At 51.2% G+C, this 19,632-nt stretch carries 23 protein-coding genes; 4 read left to right on the top strand and 19 right to left on the bottom strand.

All coding sequences use genetic code 11. The features are described from left to right. Nucleotides 1-216 precede the first annotated feature (216 nt). Complete coding sequence (locus LVJ88_RS08840; RefSeq protein ID WP_085418455.1) at nucleotides 217-1,092, bottom strand: pirin family protein; 876 nt, start codon at nucleotides 1,090-1,092, stop codon at nucleotides 217-219. Nucleotides 1,093-1,141: 49 nt separating this feature from the next. Next, on the bottom strand, nucleotides 1,142-1,378 hold the full coding sequence (locus tag LVJ88_RS08835) for a DUF896 domain-containing protein (protein ID WP_085356720.1): 237 nt from the start codon (nucleotides 1,376-1,378) through the stop codon (nucleotides 1,142-1,144). A gap of 195 nt (nucleotides 1,379-1,573) precedes the next feature. Here LVJ88_RS08835 and LVJ88_RS08830 point away from each other — a divergent pair, with 195 nt between their 5' ends. Next, complete coding sequence (locus LVJ88_RS08830; RefSeq protein WP_085356721.1) at nucleotides 1,574-1,927, top strand: winged helix-turn-helix transcriptional regulator; 354 nt, start codon at nucleotides 1,574-1,576, stop codon at nucleotides 1,925-1,927. Between the two features lie 250 nt (nucleotides 1,928-2,177). On the opposite strand, the gene LVJ88_RS08825 is transcribed toward LVJ88_RS08830, so the two are convergent. From LVJ88_RS08825 to iscR, 9 genes are all read right to left on the bottom strand, one after another. Next, a complete protein-coding gene (locus LVJ88_RS08825; RefSeq protein ID WP_085356722.1) occupies nucleotides 2,178-2,714 on the bottom strand; it encodes an inorganic diphosphatase in 537 nt (178 codons plus the stop codon). A gap of 108 nt (nucleotides 2,715-2,822) precedes the next feature. Continuing rightward, nucleotides 2,823-3,143: an iron-sulfur cluster assembly protein IscA gene (gene iscA / locus LVJ88_RS08820; protein WP_054600303.1), complete on the bottom strand. Its 321-nt coding sequence runs from the start codon at nucleotides 3,141-3,143 to the stop codon at nucleotides 2,823-2,825. Nucleotides 3,144-3,283: 140 nt separating this feature from the next. Continuing rightward, the gene (locus LVJ88_RS08815) at nucleotides 3,284-3,520 is read right to left on the bottom strand and encodes a recombinase RecA (RefSeq protein ID WP_085418456.1); all 237 of its coding nucleotides are present in this window, start codon (nucleotides 3,518-3,520) and stop codon (nucleotides 3,284-3,286) included. Between the two features lie 361 nt (nucleotides 3,521-3,881). Further along, on the bottom strand, nucleotides 3,882-4,022 hold the full coding sequence (locus LVJ88_RS12655; RefSeq protein ID WP_425312870.1) for a TraR/DksA C4-type zinc finger protein: 141 nt from the start codon (nucleotides 4,020-4,022) through the stop codon (nucleotides 3,882-3,884). Nucleotides 4,023-4,168: 146 nt separating this feature from the next. Beyond that, the gene (iscU, locus tag LVJ88_RS08805) at nucleotides 4,169-4,555 is read right to left on the bottom strand and encodes a Fe-S cluster assembly scaffold IscU (RefSeq protein WP_085418457.1); all 387 of its coding nucleotides are present in this window, start codon (nucleotides 4,553-4,555) and stop codon (nucleotides 4,169-4,171) included. A gap of 126 nt (nucleotides 4,556-4,681) precedes the next feature. Then, nucleotides 4,682-5,077 carry a type II toxin-antitoxin system VapC family toxin gene (locus LVJ88_RS08800; protein WP_085418458.1) on the bottom strand — a complete coding sequence of 132 codons (396 nt, stop codon included), beginning with the start codon at nucleotides 5,075-5,077 and terminating at the stop codon, nucleotides 4,682-4,684. A gap of 3 nt (nucleotides 5,078-5,080) precedes the next feature. Beyond that, a complete protein-coding gene (locus LVJ88_RS08795) occupies nucleotides 5,081-5,326 on the bottom strand; it encodes an antitoxin (protein ID WP_085356725.1) in 246 nt (81 codons plus the stop codon). A 108-nt stretch (nucleotides 5,327-5,434) separates the two neighbouring features. Further along, nucleotides 5,435-6,649, bottom strand: a complete 1,215-nt coding sequence (locus LVJ88_RS08790) for an IscS subfamily cysteine desulfurase (protein WP_054600298.1) — start codon at nucleotides 6,647-6,649, stop codon at nucleotides 5,435-5,437. A 35-nt stretch (nucleotides 6,650-6,684) separates the two neighbouring features. Continuing rightward, a complete protein-coding gene (iscR, locus tag LVJ88_RS08785) occupies nucleotides 6,685-7,128 on the bottom strand; it encodes a Fe-S cluster assembly transcriptional regulator IscR (RefSeq protein WP_054600297.1) in 444 nt (147 codons plus the stop codon). Between the two features lie 289 nt (nucleotides 7,129-7,417). On the opposite strand from iscR, the gene LVJ88_RS08780 reads away from it, so the two are divergent. The 3 genes from LVJ88_RS08780 to LVJ88_RS08770 all read left to right on the top strand — a co-directional run bounded on the left by LVJ88_RS08780 (nucleotide 7,418) and on the right by LVJ88_RS08770 (nucleotide 11,318). Further along, nucleotides 7,418-8,587: an alpha-hydroxy acid oxidase gene (locus tag LVJ88_RS08780; RefSeq protein ID WP_085418459.1), complete on the top strand. Its 1,170-nt coding sequence runs from the start codon at nucleotides 7,418-7,420 to the stop codon at nucleotides 8,585-8,587. A gap of 262 nt (nucleotides 8,588-8,849) precedes the next feature. Next, on the top strand, nucleotides 8,850-10,016 hold the full coding sequence (locus tag LVJ88_RS08775; RefSeq protein ID WP_085418460.1) for an ATP phosphoribosyltransferase regulatory subunit: 1,167 nt from the start codon (nucleotides 8,850-8,852) through the stop codon (nucleotides 10,014-10,016). A 3-nt stretch (nucleotides 10,017-10,019) separates the two neighbouring features. After that, nucleotides 10,020-11,318 (top strand): adenylosuccinate synthase, encoded by a 1,299-nt coding sequence (locus LVJ88_RS08770; protein ID WP_085418461.1) that lies wholly within the window; start codon nucleotides 10,020-10,022, stop codon nucleotides 11,316-11,318. A gap of 369 nt (nucleotides 11,319-11,687) precedes the next feature. Here the strand turns inward: LVJ88_RS08770 and LVJ88_RS08765 are convergent, their stop codons facing one another. The 8 genes from LVJ88_RS08765 to LVJ88_RS08730 all read right to left on the bottom strand — a co-directional run bounded on the left by LVJ88_RS08765 (nucleotide 11,688) and on the right by LVJ88_RS08730 (nucleotide 19,606). Next, the gene (locus tag LVJ88_RS08765) at nucleotides 11,688-12,083 is read right to left on the bottom strand and encodes a helix-turn-helix domain-containing protein (RefSeq protein WP_085418462.1); all 396 of its coding nucleotides are present in this window, start codon (nucleotides 12,081-12,083) and stop codon (nucleotides 11,688-11,690) included. Between the two features lie 37 nt (nucleotides 12,084-12,120). Further along, a complete protein-coding gene (locus LVJ88_RS08760) occupies nucleotides 12,121-12,387 on the bottom strand; it encodes a type II toxin-antitoxin system RelE family toxin (RefSeq protein WP_085356730.1) in 267 nt (88 codons plus the stop codon). Between the two features lie 619 nt (nucleotides 12,388-13,006). Continuing rightward, nucleotides 13,007-13,405: a hypothetical protein gene (locus LVJ88_RS08755; RefSeq protein WP_233127581.1), complete on the bottom strand. Its 399-nt coding sequence runs from the start codon at nucleotides 13,403-13,405 to the stop codon at nucleotides 13,007-13,009. Continuing rightward, on the bottom strand, nucleotides 13,344-14,786 hold the full coding sequence (locus LVJ88_RS08750) for a DUF927 domain-containing protein (RefSeq protein ID WP_233127583.1): 1,443 nt from the start codon (nucleotides 14,784-14,786) through the stop codon (nucleotides 13,344-13,346). Before LVJ88_RS08750 ends, LVJ88_RS08755 begins: the two co-directional genes overlap by 62 nt. Nucleotides 14,787-14,961: 175 nt before the next feature. Continuing rightward, nucleotides 14,962-16,077: a DUF7146 domain-containing protein gene (locus LVJ88_RS08745; protein ID WP_085418463.1), complete on the bottom strand. Its 1,116-nt coding sequence runs from the start codon at nucleotides 16,075-16,077 to the stop codon at nucleotides 14,962-14,964. A gap of 109 nt (nucleotides 16,078-16,186) precedes the next feature. Further along, complete coding sequence (locus LVJ88_RS08740; RefSeq protein ID WP_085418464.1) at nucleotides 16,187-16,486, bottom strand: hypothetical protein; 300 nt, start codon at nucleotides 16,484-16,486, stop codon at nucleotides 16,187-16,189. 333 nt (nucleotides 16,487-16,819) lie between these two features. Next, nucleotides 16,820-17,215, bottom strand: coding sequence for a terminase small subunit-like protein (locus LVJ88_RS08735; protein WP_085418465.1), 396 nt, complete (start codon nucleotides 17,213-17,215; stop codon nucleotides 16,820-16,822). A gap of 72 nt (nucleotides 17,216-17,287) precedes the next feature. Continuing rightward, nucleotides 17,288-19,606 (bottom strand): phage tail tape measure protein, encoded by a 2,319-nt coding sequence (locus LVJ88_RS08730; RefSeq protein ID WP_233127584.1) that lies wholly within the window; start codon nucleotides 19,604-19,606, stop codon nucleotides 17,288-17,290. Between the last annotated feature and the right edge of the window lie 26 nt (nucleotides 19,607-19,632).

Here is a 19,632-nt window from a genome sequence, read left to right as displayed (position 1 = left end):
CGGCGTGCCGCTTTAGCAGCTTGTAGCATCGTTTTCTTAAAGCTAAGGCACGGCAGCGCCGTAGTAAAAGTTAAGTTGATTGACTGTATTTGTTGTGCATTTGGCTTGAATACCGTCCGCACGTTGGTATCGGCATTTAAACAGTATCAGGCCGTCTGAAAGCATTGCTTTAACCAAACAATGCTTTCAGACGGCCTGATACTGCTGTTGGAGCAATTAAGATGCAAGGCTGCCGAAGCGGCCGTTATTGAAATCGTTGATGGCTTCGCGGATTTCTTCCACAGTATTCATCACAAACGGGCCGTAGCCGACCACCGGCTCTTTAATCGGCACGCCGGAGAGCAGCAGTATTTTCACTTCTTCGTTGCCTGCGGCAATATGCACTTTACCGCCGCCGTTTTCAAAACCGACCAATTGGCCCGCACCGGCACTGTCTTTGCCGTTAAACACTGCTTGACCGCGCAGCACAACCATAGAAAGGCTGTGGTCGGCGGGGATGGTTAAGGCAGCTTCTTTGCCGGGGCGGATAACCACGTCCCATACGTTCATTTCGGTGTGGGTATCGGCCGCACCTTTGATGTTTCCGTGTTCGCCTGCAATCAAACGCAGATGGCCGGCACCGTCGGGCAGCTCCACTACGGGAATGTTCTCTTTAGCGAGATGTTGGTAGTGCGGCGGTGTGTTTTTGTCTTTTGCCGGCAGGTTTACCCACAGTTGCACCATCTCGAAAAGGCCACCCGCTTTGCTGAATGCTTCGGAATGGAACTCTTCGTGAATGATGCCGGCACCGGCGGTCATCCATTGTACGTCGCCTTCTTTAATCACGCCGCCTCTGCCCGTTGAATCGCGATGTGCCACTTCGCCGTGATAAGCAATGGTAACGGTTTCAAAGCCTTTGTGCGGGTGTTGGCCGACGCCGCGGGGGCTGCGTGCTTCGTTGGGCGCAAATGTGTAAGGTGCGGCGTAGTCGAGCATCAAAAACGGGTCGGTGCCGCGGTCGGCATCCATGTGTGAAAACAGGGGTTGAACCAAAAAGCCGTCTCCAACCCAGTGTTGGCTGTTGGCGCGGTAGATTTGTCGCACGTTTCTCATGATGTTTCCTTTCGTTATTTTAATTTTTAATGATGTGTGTTTGCTCGTGTTAGTGCATTTGCTGCATACCCGCGGCTTGAGCTTCCCTTAATTTGGCGGGGGTAACGTCGGTGCCTTCGGGGTCAACCACGGTTACGGTGGAGAGCATATTGTTGATTTGTCCGCACACTTGGCGGATGTAGGCTTGGCGCAAAACATCGCGTTCGGCGGTTTCGGCTTCGCTCAGGCCTATGGTTTTGGCTTTGCGGGCCAGCTCGTTGATACGGTCTAATTCTGCAATACGCATGATGTGCTCCTTGTGTGGTTGAGGCCGTCTGAAATCCGGTTTGCCGTTTTTCAGACGGCCTCTTCGGTTATTTGTCGATTGCCCGTTATTTTTTACTGGGCTTTTTGTATCGTTAGGCGTATTATACGCAGTACAAATTTTTATACAAGTACGCACATTTTTTATACTGTAAACAATACGGCAACAGAGTGGAATATGAACAGCTATCACGAATTAAACGGTAACTGCTGCCCGGTCAGCACCACGCTCGATATCATCGGCGGAAAATGGAAGGTTTTGATTTTGCATCATTTAAATACGGAAACCCGCCGTTTCAACGAATTGCAGAGGCTGATGCCCGCCGTAACCCAGCGCATGTTAACCCTGCAACTGCGCGAACTGGAAGGCGACGGTATCGTTCATCGCGAAGTGTATCCGCAGGTGCCGCCCAAAGTGGAATATTCGCTGACCGAATTCGGGTTGACGTTGATGCCGGTAATCGAAGCCATGCACCGTTGGGGTACGGAATATGCGTTGGAGTGTGCAAAACACAAGGCGCAGAAAAGCTGACGGCAGGTGGATTGACACTTTTATAAGTATAAGCATCGGCGGATGCGGATATAGTTCAATGTGTAAAGGTGCAGCGGGTGCAGACCGATGAAACGAGCGGGTAGGGCGCAAAGCGGCCATGTGCCGCAGGCGGTAAGTTTGCGAAGTTTTCTTGTTTGAAAAATGAAAACCGCCCGCAAAAGCCGGAAATTTATCTGGTTTTTGCGGGCGGTTTGGTGTTTCAGACGGCCTGATGCCGTTTAACGCTTGTTTATTTAGCTTGGGCGTTCCAGCGCTCGATCGATTCTTTGATCACTTCTTTGGCTTCGGCCACATCCCCCCAGTGTTCCACGGTGGTGGAGCCGGGTTTTTTCAGGGCTTTGTATTGGTTGAAGTGGAATTCGATTTGTTGGATCAACTGCTTGGGCAGGTCGGCCAAGCTGTTGTAAGCGTTGCCGTTGTTGCGGTCGTCGGCGGGTACGCACACGATTTTATCGTCCACTTCGCCGTCGTCAACAAACTTCATCACGCCGATGATTTTGGCTTCCAAGAATACGCCGGTAGCCAAAGGCTGTTCGGTAATCAGCAATACGTCAAGTTCGTCGCCGTCTTCATCAAGGGTTTGCGGGATGAAACCGTAGTTGGTGGGTTTGGCGAAAATGGCGGGTTCTACGCGGTCGAGTTGGAAGGCGGCCAGTTTGCGGTTCCATTCGATTTTGTGGTTGCTGCCTGCGGGAATTTCGTTCACTACGTTGATGATGCCGCCGTCAACGTCGCCGGGGGTGAGAATCTGATTAAAATCAGCCATGATGAATCCTTGTTTCGAGATGGTTTTTAAACGGGTGCGAGTATAACATAAGCTGCATGGAGAGGCCGTCTGAAAGCTCACTTTCAGACGGCCTCGGTTATTGCGCAATCAAACGTGGAAGCTCTCGCCGCAACCGCATTCGTCTTTCACATTGGGGTTTTGGAACTTAAAGCCTTCCTGCAAGCCTTCTTTGGTGTAGTCCAGTTCGGTGCCGTCGAGATACACATGGCTTTTGGGGTCGACAAACACTTTCACGCCGTAGCCTTCAAAAACCAAATCTTCGGGCTGGATATCGTCAACAAATTCCAAAGTGTAAGCCATGCCCGAACAGCCGCTGGTTTTCACGCCCAAGCGGATGCCTTCGCCTTTGCCGCGTTTGGTGAGAAAGTTTTGGATATGGTTGGCGGCTTTTTCGGTTAATGTAATCATCGTCTTAATCCTTTACGCTTACTATGCGGGTGTTTCTTTGCTGAGGGTATTCGTTGAGGGCAGAGATACCTTCCTTACATGTTTCTCACAGCCCTACGGTTTTTCAGACGGCCTTTATGAACTGTGAGGCCGTCTGAAAATCAGCTTTGCGCTTTAGCCCATTCTACTGCTGCAACAATGGCCGCTTTGGCTTGCGGGCTGTTTTTCCAGCAGGTTGAACCGGTTAACGCCGCGCCTTGCTGCAAAATATCGTCTACATCTGCCGCGGCGAGTTTGGCGGTATCGTCCAAGCCCATTTGCTGCAAGCGTTGCAAAACGGTTTTGCCTACACCTTTTTGTGCCAGCAGAGATTGCTGTTGTTCGGGAGTAAAGGGCATAGGATCACCTTGTTTTCAAATGAGTTTGTGTGTTCAGACGGCCTTTAATTGGCTGTCTTTGCTGTTGAAGCGCGGTTACAAGTAGTGCCAAACCTGCAGGGCAGAAATGATCCCAGTAGCGCAAATACCGAGCGTTGCTGTTTCATGCCTGTTTTCCATACCTGCCGCAACCATCTCATTTTGTTTAACGGGATGACATGAACCATACAATTGCGGCAGCTAAAGTGGACAGTATTATAGTCATTCCCGCACCTTTGCCCGTATTCAACCCGTCAAACATAATACCCGCTATTGAAAAAACAAACATGTAGGCGAGAATAGCTTTGAAGTATGAACTCATCATTTGCTCCTGAAACTTTTTTCACAACGCAGCGGTGATATGCATCATTTTCAATAACGCTCGCATCTTCAAAATAGGCCAAACCTGTTGTTTGTCGGCTTCTTCCTGGCAGGTAATACATAGTTGCACGCCTAGCAAGGCTTGGCGGCGGGCTTCGGGAATCGGTTCGACGCATTCGGCACATTCGCGGGCACTTTCACCCGTAGGAAGATGTTACCGAACCAAAGCCAGCGCATCTTCCAGCGAGGCCTCGATTTGCTCTTGCTCCGCGCCATCTGGCGCCCAACCGCCGCCATGTTGCTTCAGCCTTATTCTGCGCCTTTTTTCTTTTTGTAGTCCGAAACAGCGGCTTTAATCGCGTCTTCGGCCAAAATCGAGCAGTGTACTTTCACCGGCGGCAGTTCCAATTCTTCGGCGATGGCACTGTTTTTAATCGCCAAAGCTTCATCAAGGCTTTTGCCTTTTACCCATTCGGTAATCAATGAAGAAGAAGCAATGGCCGAGCCGCAGCCGTAGGTTTTGAACTTGGCATCTTCAATCACGCCTTCGTCGTTCACTTTGATTTGCAGTTTCATCACGTCGCCGCAGGCAGGCGCGCCCACCATGCCGGTGCCGACCGATTCGTCGTTTTTGTCGAACGAGCCGACATTGCGGGGGTTTTCGTAATGATCAATCACTTTATCGCTGTATGCCATGATGTGGGTTCCTTGTGTATATATTGGGTTATTCGGTTTATTTAAGGCCGTCTGAAAAGAATTTCAAGACGAATTAAGTTTTTGTTTTAAAAAATATAGTATGTGGTTAGTGATGGCTTTTGCGCGTTATTTCGTCCAGTCTTCCACCGATAAATCAGCAATCTGTTGGAAAGCGGCATCGTTGCTGACCAATACTGCGCTTACGGCGGAAGCATGGGCGGCAATCATCATATCTAAAGATGCCAAGTTTTTACCCGACTGCTTTGCCTGTGCTTTAAATTTTCCGTAATGCGTGCTTGCTTGTTCGTCGAACGGTAATACGCCTATACGCAATAAAAGTTCATGCACGGCACGATGCAGCTTGGCCGCATCAGGTTTTTTCGCCAAGCCGTACATCAATTCGGCATGAGTAACCGCCGAAATATATAGATCAGACATCGGCACGCTTTGCAATCTTGCCATCACATTGGGTTGCCGGCGCAGGATATGGCTCACAATGTTGGTATCCAAAAGGTAGCGCATGTTTTATTCCTGCCAGTCTGCAAACGGATCGCGTTGCTGTATGGAGGTATCGCGTTCAATGGTATCGCTTTCGTCAAGCTCCGATGCTGCGGCGATAAAACCCTGCCAGTCGCTCGGACGTTGCGACAAAATCACATCGCCCGTGGCTTCATCTCGGCGGATATACACTTCATCACCCGTAAATCGGAATGCTGCAGGCAGCCGTACTGCTTGGCTGCGGCCGTTTTGAAAAAGTTTGGCGGTTTGCATGGCGGTTTCCTTATATATATGGGTAGGGATAATTTCAGTGTAAGGGTTTAATTGGTATTTATCAAGGTATATATCTTTTGATTTCAGACGGCCTCATAAACATCAATCTTAATGCTCCGCCCACTCAACCGTATTCAAATCAATTCCTTCTTTAAACATTTCCCACAGCGGTGAAAGTTCGCGCAGTTTGCCGATTTTGGATTTAATCAGTTCGGCGGCGAAAGCCACTTCTTCTTCGGTGGTCATGCGGCCGAAGGTGATGCGCAGGGAAGAGTGTGCCAACTCGTCGTTGCGGCCTAATGCGCGCAGAACGTAGCTGGGTTCCAGTGAGGCGGAGGTGCAGGCGGAGCCGCTGGATACGGCGAGTTCTTTTACGGCCATGATCAGGCTTTCGCCTTCGACGAAGTTGAAGCTCACATTAAGGTTGGTGGCGACGCGCTGTTCCAAATCGCCGTTGATATACACTTCTTCAATGCCTTCGATGCCTTTGAGGAAGATGTCGCGCAGCTTGAGAGCGTGGGCGATGTCTTGTTCCAATTCTTCACGCGCCAAGCGGAAGGCTTCGCCCATGCCGACGATTTGGTGGGTGGGCAGGGTGCCGGAGCGGAAGCCGCGTTCGTGGCCGCCGCCGTGGATTTGGGCTTCGAGGCGCACGCGGGGTTTGCGGCGTACATATAATGCGCCGATGCCTTTGGGGCCGTAAATTTTGTGGGCGGACATGGAGAGCAAATCGACTTTGGCGGCTTCTACGTCCACAGGGGTTTTTCCGCAGGCTTGGGCGGCGTCAACGTGGAAGATGATTTTGTTTTCGCGGCAGATTTCGCCGATGGCGGGAATGTCTTGGATCACGCCGATTTCGTTGTTGACCCACATCACAGAAATGAGAATGGTGTCGGGGCGGATGGCGGCTTTGAGTTCTTCCAAATCAATCAGGCCGTTTTCCTGCACGCCGAGGTAGGTTACTTCAAAGCCTTGGCGTTCAAGTTCGCGCATGGTATCCAAAACGGCTTTGTGCTCGGTTTTAACGGTGATCAGGTGTTTGCCTTTGGTTTTGTAGAAGTGCGCCGCACCTTTGATGGCAAGGTTGTTCGATTCGGTGGCGCCGCTGGTAAACACGATTTCTTTGGAATCGGCGTTAATCAGTTTGGCAATTTCGAGGCGGGCATTTTCTACGGCATCTTCTGCCACCCAACCGAAGCTGTGGCTGTTGGAAGCGGGGTTGCCGAAGGTTTCGGTTAAGTAGGGAATCATTTTTTCGGCCACGCGTTTGTCAACGGGGGTGGTGGCGGCGTAGTCGAGATAAATGGGGGTGTGAACGGTCATGGTTTGGTCTCTTTCGTTTTTATATTTCGGTATCTTTAGTGGATGTGGGTGAAGGTAACGACTTTGCCGTTGCTTTCGTTTTTCTGGTCGACAATGTTTTGCAGGGTAACGCTGCTTAGGTAGTCGTGAATGGTTTTGTTCAGGCTTTCCCACAATTCGTGGGTTAAGCAGGCGGTGCCGTTGTTGCAGTTGGCTTTGCTGCTGCACTGTGTGGCATCGAGTTTGTCTTCGGCTGCGGCGATAATTTGGGCAATGTTGATTTCCTTCGCCGGTGCAGCCAAGATATAACCGCCGCCGGGGCCGCGCAGGCTTTCTACCAAACGGGCGCGGCGCAGTTTGCTGAACAGCTGCTCCAAATAGGATAGGGATATGTTTTGCCGCTCGCTGATGGCGCTGAGTTTGACTGCGCCGTTTTGCGCGTTCATCGCCAAATCAATCATAGCGGTAACGGCAAACCGGCCTTTGGTGGTTAATCGCATGATGGTGTTGGTGGTTTGTATTGTTATATTGGTGGGGGATTGTCTAATATCTGAGTGTTTTGGTCAAGTATCTGCCGGCAGGCATTGTTTGTTTTTATTGCAGCCATAAAATTTTTCAGACGGCCTTTAAAAGCGGCTTTTAGAACAAAACACTGCCTGAAAAAGGCATAAAAGCGTTTGCAATAAACAAAGGCTTGGTATAGATTGATAAGGATTATTAGATAGCCATGTAGAAGCCGTCTGAAAAAATGTTTTACAGCCAACACTATTCAATCAAGGTGGATTCAGTATGAAACGCGATTTGAGCAAAATGACCTGTATCGAAGATTTGCGCCGTGTGGCGCAGCGCAAAGTGCCGAAAATGTTTTACGATTATGCCGATTCCGGTTCGTGGACTGAAACAACTTATCGAGAAAATACCACCGATTTCAAAGACATCAAATTCCGTCAGCGCGTGCTGGTTAATATGGAAGGCCGCAGCTTGGCAACCAAAATGATCGGCCACGATGTGAAAATGCCTGTGGCGATTGCGCCTACCGGCTTTACCGGCATGCAGCATGCCGACGGCGAAATTTTAGCAGCGCGTGCGGCGGAAAAATTCGGTATCCCGTTTTCTTTGTCTACGATGTCTATCTGCTCGATTGAAGACGTGGCCGAAAATACCAGTGCGCCGTTTTGGTTTCAGCTGTATGTGATGCGCGACCGCGAGTTTATGGAAAACCTGATTAAGCGCGCTCAGGCGGCTAAGTGTTCGGCGCTGATTTTAACTGCCGACTTGCAGGTTTTGGGCCAACGCCACAAAGATATTAAAAACGGCTTGTCTGCGCCGCCCAAGCCGACTTTGGCCAATTTGATCAATTTGGCCACCAAGCCCGAATGGTGCATGAAAATGCTCAATACCGAGCGCCGCACCTTCCGTAATATTGTCGGTCATGCGAAAAACGTGGGCGATTTGTCTTCGTTGTCTTCTTGGACTTCGGAACAGTTCGATCCGCGTTTGAGCTGGGATGATGTAGCCCGCATTAAAGATTTGTGGGGCGGCAAGCTGATTATCAAAGGCATTATGGAGCCTGAAGATGCCGAACTGGCGGTGAAGAGCGGTGCGGATGCGTTGGTGGTGTCCAACCACGGCGGCCGCCAGCTCGACGATACGGTTTCATCGATTAAAGCTTTGCCGGATATTGTCAGCGCCGTAGGCAGCGACATCGAAGTGTGGCTCGACAGCGGCATCCGCAGCGGTCAGGATATTCTCAAGGCTTGGGCATTGGGAGCGCGCGGCACAATGATCGGCCGTGCGTTTCTATACGGTTTGGGCGCATACGGTGAAGAAGGCGTTACCCGCACACTTGAAATTCTCTATAAAGAAATGGATGTTTCTATGGCGTTTACCGGGCACCGCGATATTCACAATGTCACCAAAGATATTCTGGTTGAGGGTACTTATCCCGAAGCCAAATAAGCGGCAAGGTTCCAACAGGCCGTCTGAAAAGCCTTTTTCAGACGGCCTGTTTATGTGTGCGGAAAGGGGTAAAAACAGACTGCATTAATTGTTGTTTTATGTTAAAGTCTGATTTTAACCACGCGGCAGTTTGGGCTGCCGGAAAAAGGCTGTTTGAATTTAAAATCAGGTAACACAAGCAGAAATGCTGTCGGAACACGCTCAAGTATTCTGCCCGATTTTAAGCTTAAACAGCCTTCATCATGTTTACGGAAAGAGTTTCATGCAGTCTTGGCAGCTACCCGAACACATCGCCGACATTTTGCCTTCGACCGCGCGCCAGCTCGAAAGTGCGCGGGAAAAGCTGTTGGCTTTATTCCGTGTACACGGATATGAATTGGTGCATCCGCCCCTGATGGAATACAGCCACTCTCTGCTTACCCGTATCGACGCGGGGTTGTCGCTGAAAACCATCCGCGTCGTCGATCAACTCAGCGGCAGGCAGCTCGGCATCCGTGCCGACATCACGCCGCAGGTGGCGCGTATCGATGCCCATCTTTTGTCGGCCAACAACGGCATTAACCGCTTGTGTTACGCAGGCTCGGTGCTGCATGCCCGTCCGGACGGTTTTTTGAACACCCGCGAGCCTTTGCAGGTGGGAGCGGAACTCTACGGCTTTGCCGGAGTGGCCGCCGATATCGAATTGATTGATTTGATGCTGAAAAGCGTTTCGGTTGCCGAGTTTGGCGAGATTCTGCTTTCGCTCGGGCATATCGGCGTGTTTCGTGCGCTGGCGGAGGCGGCCGGTTTGAGTGAGCAGCAGTCGGAACAGCTGTTGGCCTTGATGCAGGATAAAGATGCCGCAGCCGTGCGCGCTCAGGTTGATGGCTGGCAGCTTGACGGAATGTGGGCCAAAGCCTTTGCCTTGCTGCCCACACTGTATGGCGGGCGGGAAGTATTGCAGGAAGCGCGTAACCGTTTGCCCGATTTGTTTGCGGTCGGCAAAGCATTAGACGAATTGCAGGCCGTTTGCGATGCCTTCCCCGACCGGCAAATCCATATCGATTTGGCCGAATTGCGGGTAGACAATTATCACACCGGTTTGCTGTATGCCGCATACGGCAGCGACTGTCACGATGCCGTTGCACGCGGCGGGCGTTACGACGGTTTGGGTCAATATTTCGGCCGCGCCCGTCCTGCCACGGGTTTCAGCTTTGATTTGCGGATGTTTATCGGGCGCTTGCCGCAGAGCGAGCAAACGCAGTTTATCGCCGTGGCGCATCAGGATATGGCCGAGGCGTGCAGTGCAGTTGAGCAACTACGCGCCGAAGGCTATTGCGTGGTGGTCGATTACGGTGTCGAGCACAATGGCACGAAGAATACGACGCGCCGTCTGAAAAAACAGGACGGCGAATGGAAAGTTATTGAAACAGAAATGGAACAGGTTTGAGTTATGGCTAAAAACGTAGTGGTTATCGGCGCACAATGGGGCGACGAAGGCAAAGGTAAAATCGTAGACTGGCTGGCCGAAGAAACTTCGGGCGTGGTGCGTTTTCAGGGCGGACACAATGCAGGTCATACCTTGGTTGTCGGCGGTAAAAAAACCATTCTGCGTCTGATTCCGAGCGGTATTTTGCACGAAAAACTGGAATGCTTTATCGGCTCGGGCGTAGTGGTCAGCCCCGAAGCCTTGCTGGGTGAAATTGACGAATTGAATGCGGCGGGCGTGAAAAACGTAGAAGGCCGTCTGAAAATCGCTCCTACCGCCACCTTGATTCTGCCTTACCACATCGCACTCGACAAAGCCCGCGAAGCCTCGCGCGGCAGCGGTAAAATCGGCACAACCGGCCGCGGTATCGGGCCCGCTTACGAAGACAAAGTCGCCCGCCGCGCCATCCGCATGGTTGACCTGTTCGACATCGAAAAACTGAAAACCAAATTGCAGGCCAATATCGAATACTACAATATTCAGTTGCAGCATCTGCACAAAGCCGAGCCGGTAAAATTTGAAGAAGTGCTGGCTGTGGTTGAAAAATTCTCAAGCCGAATCAAACCGATGATCAGCGATGTATCGCGCACCTTGTATGAAAAAAACCAAAAAGGCGAAAAACTGCTGTTTGAGGGCGCACAAGGCACTTTGCTGGATATCGACTACGGCACCTATCCGTTTGTTACCTCTTCCAACTGCTTGGCCGGAGCCGCTTCCGCCGGAGCCGGTGTGCCGCCGCAAATGTTGAATTATGTGCTGGGTATCGTGAAAGCCTACACCACCCGTGTCGGCTCAGGCCCGTTCCCCACCGAACTGTTCGACGACATCGGCGCAGGATTGGCCGAGCGCGGCCATGAATTCGGCTCGGTAACCGGCCGTGCCCGCCGCTGCGGTTGGTTCGATGCCGCCGCCCTGAAGCGTTCCATTCAAGTAAACGGCATTTCCGGCATGTGTATCACCAAGCTGGATGTGATGGACGGCATTGAAGAAATCAAAATCTGTACCGGCTACCAACTGCCTGACGGCAGCAAAACCGACATCCTGCCTTTCGGTGCAGATGCCGTAGCGGGTTGTACGCCGATTTACGAAACCATGCCGGGTTGGACGGAATCCACTTTCGGCGTGAAAGCGTTCGACAAATTGCCCGCCAATGCCAAAGCTTATTTGAAGCGTATCGAAGAAGTATGCGGTGCGCCGGTAGCGATTGTTTCTACCGGTCCCGACCGCGAAGAAACTATTGTGTTGCAGCATCCGTTTGCTTGATTTTTTCGCCTTTAATGCGCCCCATTCGGCTACACGTCTGATATGGGGCAGGGCGCTGCTCCAATCAGGCAAAGGGCATTTGTGATTGGCTTTGGAGATTTTATAGATCAGGTAACAGGGTGAAGGAGAGACACTAATTATTAATTCATGAAATTGATTTAATTATATATTTTATTTTCATATTTGGTAAATACCCCCAAATATACCCCCATCTTGCAAAAGTCAAAGCGTTTTTGGGCTGATTGTGTGGTTTTTGTCGGCTTGGGTGTGGGGTTTTGTTGGATTGAGTATAACGCATTTTGTACTGTTTTTCAGACGGCCATAAAAAACACCAGCGGCGGGGCTGGTGTTTTGTGTTTTCAGACGGCCTTATAAGCCTGCCAGTTGGTCGGGGTGGCAGTTATACACTTCGGCCAAAGTTTCGCGGGTTTTGGCCTGTGGGCGGCTGCCCTGTTTCTCAATTTGGCTTAATGCCGCCTGCGTGATGCCTGCCCGTTCGGCGGCTTGGCTTTGGGTAAGGTTACGGTATATGCGCCATGCGGCGGCGGGGCTTACATTTTGCTCTAGAATAATTTCTACAATTTCATGCGGTAGTGCTGCGCTGGGGCTTTCGTCCGTCTCGCCCGCTTCTACGGGGATACTTTCCCATACTTCGCCTGCTTCGTCTATTTGTGCCTGCCCTTTGGCAAGGCGGTTAAATTCTTCTACGGATAATACGACAAATGCGGGTTTGCCGTCTGCGCCGTTTAATAACTGAATATTCATGTGATGGCCTTTCAGGGGCGGGATATGCCCCGCTGGATTAGTTTTTATAAACGGATTGCCGCGTTTCTACCTGCTGGATTTCGATAATGTGCGGTTCTTGGTTTTTCTGCCATTGAAATATCAAACGGTAGTTTCCTATCCTTAAGCGGTAGGTGTCAGCCATTCCTACCATTTTCTTTATATCGGCTTCCACATCGGGAAAAGCTGATAAGGCTTTGGCCTTGCTGGAAATGGCCGATCTGTTTTTCGGGTCAATTTTCAAAAGCTGTTTAGTGGCTTTGGGTGTCCAAAATACTTTAGGCATGATTAGCTTATGTTTTCTTAAATTTCTCTTATATTATAAGATTTATTATCAATAGTGGCAATTTTTTACTTATTAAACGCCCTAAAAAAACATTGCTATATATGCAAAACATAGCGGTTATAGTGGTTATGCGGTTATAAATGTCTTAACATATTGATATTACAAGGCTAAATCATAACCACTGCATGAAAATAGAGCGGTTAACTGCGGTTATTTCTTACTTCTTAACACTATAAGCCTATGAATATAAGGAAATAACCACTAATAACCACTCATAACCGCGTTAATTTATGTAAGTGGTTATTCTTGAAACGCTTATAAATAAAGCCTTTCAGGCTATTTTTAATTGTAATAACCGCTATAACCGCTAATTTTTGGTTATTCCGTATAGCGAAAAATTTTTCATGAAACAATCAGCATTTTTTAGCAGCAATAATTTCCTTGTGGGAAATAATAGGCGCATGGCTAGGGGTTGGGTTTGCCTGAAACGTAATGCTTTGTGTTGGGGTGGGCCGTCTGAAAGGTGGCAGGCGGTTTCTCAGACGGCCATAAAAAAACACCAGCGGCCCGGGCTGGTGTTGCTAGTAAATGCCAATGTCTCAAACTGTTTTCAGACGGCCTATTGTTCTTCTTGGTTTGGCGGCTCTATGCCTACCAGCACATAAAAACGTCCGCCGCCGCTGCGTTGAAACTTCCAGCGGCCTGCCGTTTCATTGCGTTTCAACCATTGGATAGCGTGAAGCACATTACAAGCCTTGCTCGGCTCAAAGCCTTTCGAGATTTCACTCTCAAACACGGCGGGAATGATCCAAAATTCATCGTTACATGGCTGCTCTGCCCGTTTCCGGTAGCCTGCGTGGTCGTGGTTGGTAAATTCGCTGTTCCAGCCTGTGAAGCGCGGGGATTCCGCGTAAAGCTGCATAAAGTCTATGGCCTGTTTGATAATTTGGTTGCCTTCATATTTGCCTGTGCCTGTGCGGCTGTGCCATGCGTCGAAACATTGCTTGATGCCTGTCATGCCTACCCCTACGCCTAAGCCTGTAATGCCGTGGCTTGGCGGCCAGTTCCAAAGCGGCGGCGGTTATGGCAAAGCGTAAGGCAACGGTACGGCTTTGGCCGTCGGTATCGGGCAACATGGCCATAAAGCTAGCCATTATGGCGCGGGCTTCGTTGATGGCTTTAGGGTCTTCCAATAGCAGGCGGATAAGGGCGCGGCCTGCGGTGCCGTGGTATTGGGCGGCATGATCGGTAATGGCTTCACTCAAGGCTGCGCCTTTTTCGTGGCCGTGCAGGGTGTCAAAAATGCCTAAGCCTTTGCCTGCGTCGCTGGGAATATCGGGCAGGCGGGCGGCTTGGCCTGCGTTCCATTCTACACCTGCCGTTTTCAGAAAGCTGTTTAGGGGCTTTTCGCCTGTGGAAAGCATGAAAATCCGCCAGCGGCTTAATTCTCGGTTGCCGCCGTCTTTTGCTCCCTGTACTTTGGAAACGCCGTTAATCACGGAATAGGCGGTTTGGGCTACGGCTTTAGCGTTGGCTTGGCCGATTTCGTCCAATACCAGTAAGCCGTCATTGCGGGCGGCGGCGGTGTTGGTAAAGCCTAAGCCTGTGCCTGTCCATGTCAGCATAAGCGTTTCAGGGTTGCCCCATACGGATAATGCGGCTTTGGCGGCGGTTGATTTGCCGTCGCGTGAATCGCCGAAAAGGTGGAATCCTCCTGCTTCGATATTCAACAGGCGGGCAAGCGGGGCGGCTAGGGCTGTGCCGATTGCCAAGCATAAGCGGCTGTTGCCTGCCATATAGCGGGCTATGCCTTGCTGCCAGTCTTCAAGGCTGCCGCTTTCGGTGTAGCTGTCGGCCTGTGATTTGTCGCCGTTGTAAATCACTTTGGCGGGCTGTTTTTTGGCGGTTATGGCTTCGCCGTTGGGCAGGATATAGGCTGTATTGTCGGCACACCAGCCCGCGCGGTTGGTTACGGTGTAGCGTTCGTTGCTGCCGTCGGTTTGCAGATAATCGGCCAGTAATTCGCGTTTTCTGCGGCTTGCCATGACTGTAATGCCGTGTGATTGCAGGCGTTGCCAGTTGTTGCCGATTTCAGCCATCGGCAGGGCTTCTATGCGGGCTTTGCGGGTTACGGCATCGCGCCAGCGGATAATGCGGTAATGGCTGCCCGTTTCGTCGGTGCCGCGCCCGATAAGCTCGATTGGGTCGGCCAGTTTCAGCGGGGGCTTTTCGTGAACTTCGCCGTGCTTGTCGGTTTCTACGGCAATGTAGAAAACGCCGTTTTGGGTGCATTGGAAATACGGGCGCAATTCTGCTTGTTCAAACTCTGCAAGGGCGGCGGCCTGAATGGTTTCGGGGCCGGTGTCGGCGGTGTTGTCGTGTATGGTTTCGTTTTTCATGATGGTATTCCTGATTTTTCCTGTTTCGGGCGGCCTGTATCGGCTGCCCTTTTTGTTTGCTGGTGTATTTCAGACGGCAGGCGGGTAAATCTGCGCTGTTTGGGGCGTTATCCGCTTAGGTAAGGGTGTAAGGCCGTCTGAAAGGGAAACGGGCTGAAAACGCAAATACGGCGGTTTACGGCGGTGCGATCTGTTCGTCTTGGCGGCGGTTCAGTTCGTCTAAAGCGTCAAAGCCTGCCGTTTCCGGTTGCCATATCCGTGCCTTGATGCCTGCCTTGATGGCTCTTACTGCCAAGCTGTGGGCGGCTTTCATGCCCGTGCGGTTGTCGTCGTTGTCGGCGCAAATAAACAATTCCTGCGTTTCAGATGGCCATATAAACGAAGCCATGCCGTAAGCGGATAAGGCGGCAACGGCTGGCAGGCCGAAAAGGGCGCGGGCGGCAAAGGCGGTTTCTATGCCCTCGGCCACAATCAGGCGGCCTTGTGCGTCGGGTTGGAAAAGGTGTACTGCCGCGCCTTTCAGGGCATCGGGGAAGCGGGATTGCATCTTTTTGGCGGGCAACGGCTCGCCTGTCTGCGGGTGGTGGATATTCAGTTTGGTAAAGGCGGGGATATGGTTGCCGTTTTCGCCGTATGGCTTGGTATAAACCGCATCAAGATAGGTTTTATGCAAGCCCTGTAATTGGCCGTCGGCAGTAGTTACGGCGGCCAGCATGGCGGGGAAATGGCCGATTAACAGCGGCTTGGCCGTTTGGCCGTCGGTGTCGGTTGCCCATAGGGGTAAGGCTGCGTGATAACGGATATTTAAGGCCGTCTGAAAAGTGGTATCAGGTATGCCCCGCCCTTGCAGATATTGCCCTGCGGGGGCCTGGCTGTTGATGGGCTGCGCTTCGTGCCATAGATTCAGCAAGGCGGCCTGTTTGTCTTTCGGCTGGGCGGCAGGCTTGGCAGGCGGTAACGGGGCGCGGGGCTGGTGTTGCCCTGCTTGGCCGTCTGAAAAACCCAATAAAGCGGCGGTTTCGTTGGCGGCGGTGGCAAAGTCGTAGCCAAACACCAGCATAAGCAAGTCAAAACCGCTGCCGCCGTCGGGGGTGCATTGGTTGCAGATAAATGCGCCCGTGCCTTGATAATCGGTGTAGCGGTAACGGTCTTTGCCGCCGCAATAGGGACAGGGGCAATGTTTACGGGGGTTAAGGTATTCACGGGGAATGCCTAGCGCGGCATGGATTTCAGGCCAGCGGCCATGTGCTGCGGCTTTCAGGTCGGATAGGTCGTAACGGCGGTTATTCATGATGTCTGCTCCGTTTCAGACGGCCTTATCTCGATACCCGCCTGAAAAAAAGTTGCACTTACCCCGCCTTGCCCGCGCGGGGCAAAGCTGGGGGAATAACAAAAGGGGGTTATTTACTTGTTGCCGCGTCTGCTTCTTCTACAAGCTCCCAAAGCTCATAGCTGTATGATTGTGGGCTGTGATGTGCTTGGATTTCTTCGTTGATCTGAAGCAGTAAATCGGCTTGTGCCGCAATTAGGGTATTGCCTTGTGAAAGCTCTTTGATGGTTAGGGCGATTGTTTCGGCTGCTTCTGAAATGCGATATAAAGCCCACAATGAATCGGCACTATTGCATATCAGTTCGCGGGAAACGGCGATAGTTTGCTGTTGGGGATTTTGCGCCTGCTGCGCGGTTTGAATGTTTTGCATTTGAAATGCTCCATAAGTTTTTGAGAGTTTGAGAAACCCATTAGGGGGGCGGCGCTCTCTCTGGTACTTATGACACCAGCCGGGGCATTACTGCTTACCGACACCGCCATAACTTGACTTGATAGGCCGTCTGAAAAATGGCCGCTCAATGTGAAATTTTGGCGTGAAAAAATCAGCGTTTACCCTGCTGATTGGGGCATAAGTTTTTTTGAGAGAGAATTTGTAATTTAATTCTCAATGCTCAAGCTGTCAATGGTTTTGTTTGGCCGGTGTTGTGCAAAAGGGGCTGATTGTTGCTTCCCCGCCATGCAAAACACCAGCAAACAAAGGCGTTTATACGCTTTGGCCGTCTGTGAAAATGTCGGCAAGGCTGCGCGTTTCTACCCGTACCGTTGCTCTTGCGCTTACGTCCAATCGGTCGCCGTATTTCTTTGGTGCAAGCCGTGCAGCCAGCCATTTACGCGCGTCTATCTGTGCTTTGGCTTTTGCAACTGCCGCCGCTTCCGGCTCGCAATCGTCGGCTATCCGAATAATCTGATCCGCGTATAAATCGGCCTGCATCTCGCGCGCACGCGCGTATCTCTCCGAAAATTCTTCACTTTCTGCCAGCCATTTATAAACAGTCGATTGGGCGGGCATATCTTCAAGGCCGCAAATGGCAACCATGCTTTTACCCTGTGCCAGCATGTCGCAAATGCGTTCTTGTACTTTGGGTTTGTTCTTTATCATTGCATTACTCCTGCGGTTAAGGCCGTCTGAAAAGCGGCTCTGTGCGGCGTGGCCGCGCTGTTCAATTACAACTTACGACATGCCATAGTTAAGCTGGTCTAATTGTTGCGCCAACGCATTACCAAAGTCCGACCCGGTACCGCTCATGTTACTTACGGTCGTCTGAATGGTTACGTTATTCACGGAAACTTGAGTATGCTTGTTTACCGTTTGGCCTGCCGATTGTGCCGCCTGTTTCTGCGCTTCAATACGGCGCGTGTTAGTGGAAATGTTGGCCGCCGCCGCTCCGCCTATGGGCTGGCTGGCAAGCGAACTTGGCAATCTAATGGAAAATTTAGGCGCTCTACGTTCGCCCGTTGGCGTTCCGTGAACATGTATTGCTTTGCCTGCGCCGTAAATCTGTCCTGTTCGTTTAGCCTGATCGTGTGCTTCTCTAACCCATTTCTTAGTTGATGCAGATGCTTCATGCAGATAATACGGATTGGCGTAATGGGTGTTGCCGTCAACGGTAGATGCTTTGCCGTTTGCCCGCGCTTGCAGATGCTCCATTACGGCTGCCCGCAATTTCGGCGTAACTCTGCTCCACGGCACGTTTTCAACCGCTCCGTAAGCTGTTTTTCTCGGTGTATTAATATCGCTGAATGCCCACCGCTGGTTAATTGCGCCGCGAATGCCGCCTTTGTGCATCGAACCTCTGTTTAACACCGTGTCAACGATACCGCCTACTTGGTCTGTAAATGCCTTGCCCTGCAAAGAGCCTACCGTTTCTGTTGCAGTAACCCGCAAAATATCGTCTATATCACGCTGGGTCAGCTTCATGACACCGCCGGAAAGATTGATGCCTTTACCATACTGCTCTCTTGATGGCATCGAATTGCCAAGCGTTCCGACTTCATGGCCTGTGGCAATATCGGCAGTTCCGGCCACTCTGTCCCACAACGCGCCGCCTATATTCTTGGCTAATTCCCACCTGCGCTTTACTGCCACTTCCAACGCCGCGCCCGCTCCCGACAAGTCGCCATCTTTCAGCTTCATGAAAATATCAACAATATCTTGTAAGTAGGGCATCAGGCCGTCTGCTATCTCAGCCGCAAGGTTTTTAAAGCCGGTAATCAATGAATTGACCGATACGCCGTTAGCGTCGATAAACCCTTTCAGCTTCAGCCAATCCAGCAGGCTGTTTGCTGCGGTACTCCAATCGGTATAGCCGGTTAAAAGGTAGGTAAACGCCTTCCCAAGATTCTCTGTCGAAAGCTCCGTAGTATTGATGTACTGTGTGAATTTACCCCAATCGAACAGGGATTTCCCACCTTTCGCCCACGTCTTGTAATCATCGTATAACAGGCCGAACGCCGCGCCTAATGCGGTTACAGCAGCAATCAGCGGGGTAAATGGGGCGATAAAGGCCAATACAGCGGCAGTACCGGCGACAAGCATCGGAATTAGGAAAATACTGATTGCCGTTGCGATACCAAGAAACACGCCTTTAGTCAGATGCTCGTTTTTCACAAGATAATCAACAAACGCGCTCACTTTCTCCGTCAGGTAGGTTACAACGGGAATCAGGGCATTGCCGATCATTAATTTCAGGCTTTCCCATTGGGCATTCAGCACGGCGCGGGCTTCTGTTAACTTACGAGAGTTTTCAATGTCTGCCTCATTGGATTTGTACATATCCCGCTGGATAGCAAGCATTCTTTCCATTTCCTGCCGTCCGCGCATCAATGCGTTGGCCGTGCCGTCGTCCATACCCATTTGGCGGGCAAGGCTGTATGCCTGCTGCCTGTCCATGCCGCTCATGCGGTCGGCAAGGTCAAGCATCACATCATCAAGCGCACGGGCTTTGCCGCTGCTGTCCAGTAACGACACGCCAAGCGCATTGAAGTAGGGGAGTACCGAAGCATCGCCCATCATGACTAAATTCATGATGTCGCCTGAAAGCGTCTGCATATAACCGGCCATGCCGTCCGCGCTGCCGCCTGCCATATCCGCCGCGCCTTTCCATGCGGATAGCTCTTTACGGCTCATATTCAGGTTTTTGGCGGTGTTATCCAGCTCTACATTGGCCTTTGCTGCATCTGCCGCCAGCTTGGATAATCCGCTTGCGCCTAAAAGCATTCCGGTAAACGCCATAAACCCGCGGGCAACAACGGCAATATCCTTGCCAAGCTGCTGTAATTGTTCGTCAGCCTTTTTCTGCTCGGCTGCGTTCTTCTTGCGGGCTACGGCGTTTTCATTGGCCGCTTTCGTGGCGTTCTTTTCGGCATCTTCGGTCTTGGCTATGGCCTGTTCCAGCTTCTCATGCTGTTTTTCAGCTTTAGCCGCTTCGCCTGAAAACTTAGACGCATCAATGCCAAGCTCAAGAAATAGGGTGTCAATTACTGTTGCCATAGTTCAAACCTTTAAAAGTGATGTGA

Source organism: Neisseria dumasiana, from assembly GCF_022870885.1.
GTDB classification, from domain to species: Bacteria; Pseudomonadota; Gammaproteobacteria; order Burkholderiales; family Neisseriaceae; genus Neisseria; species Neisseria dumasiana.
Note: the sequence above shows the minus strand (reverse complement) of the source record. Positions and strands in the feature narration are given on the sequence as shown.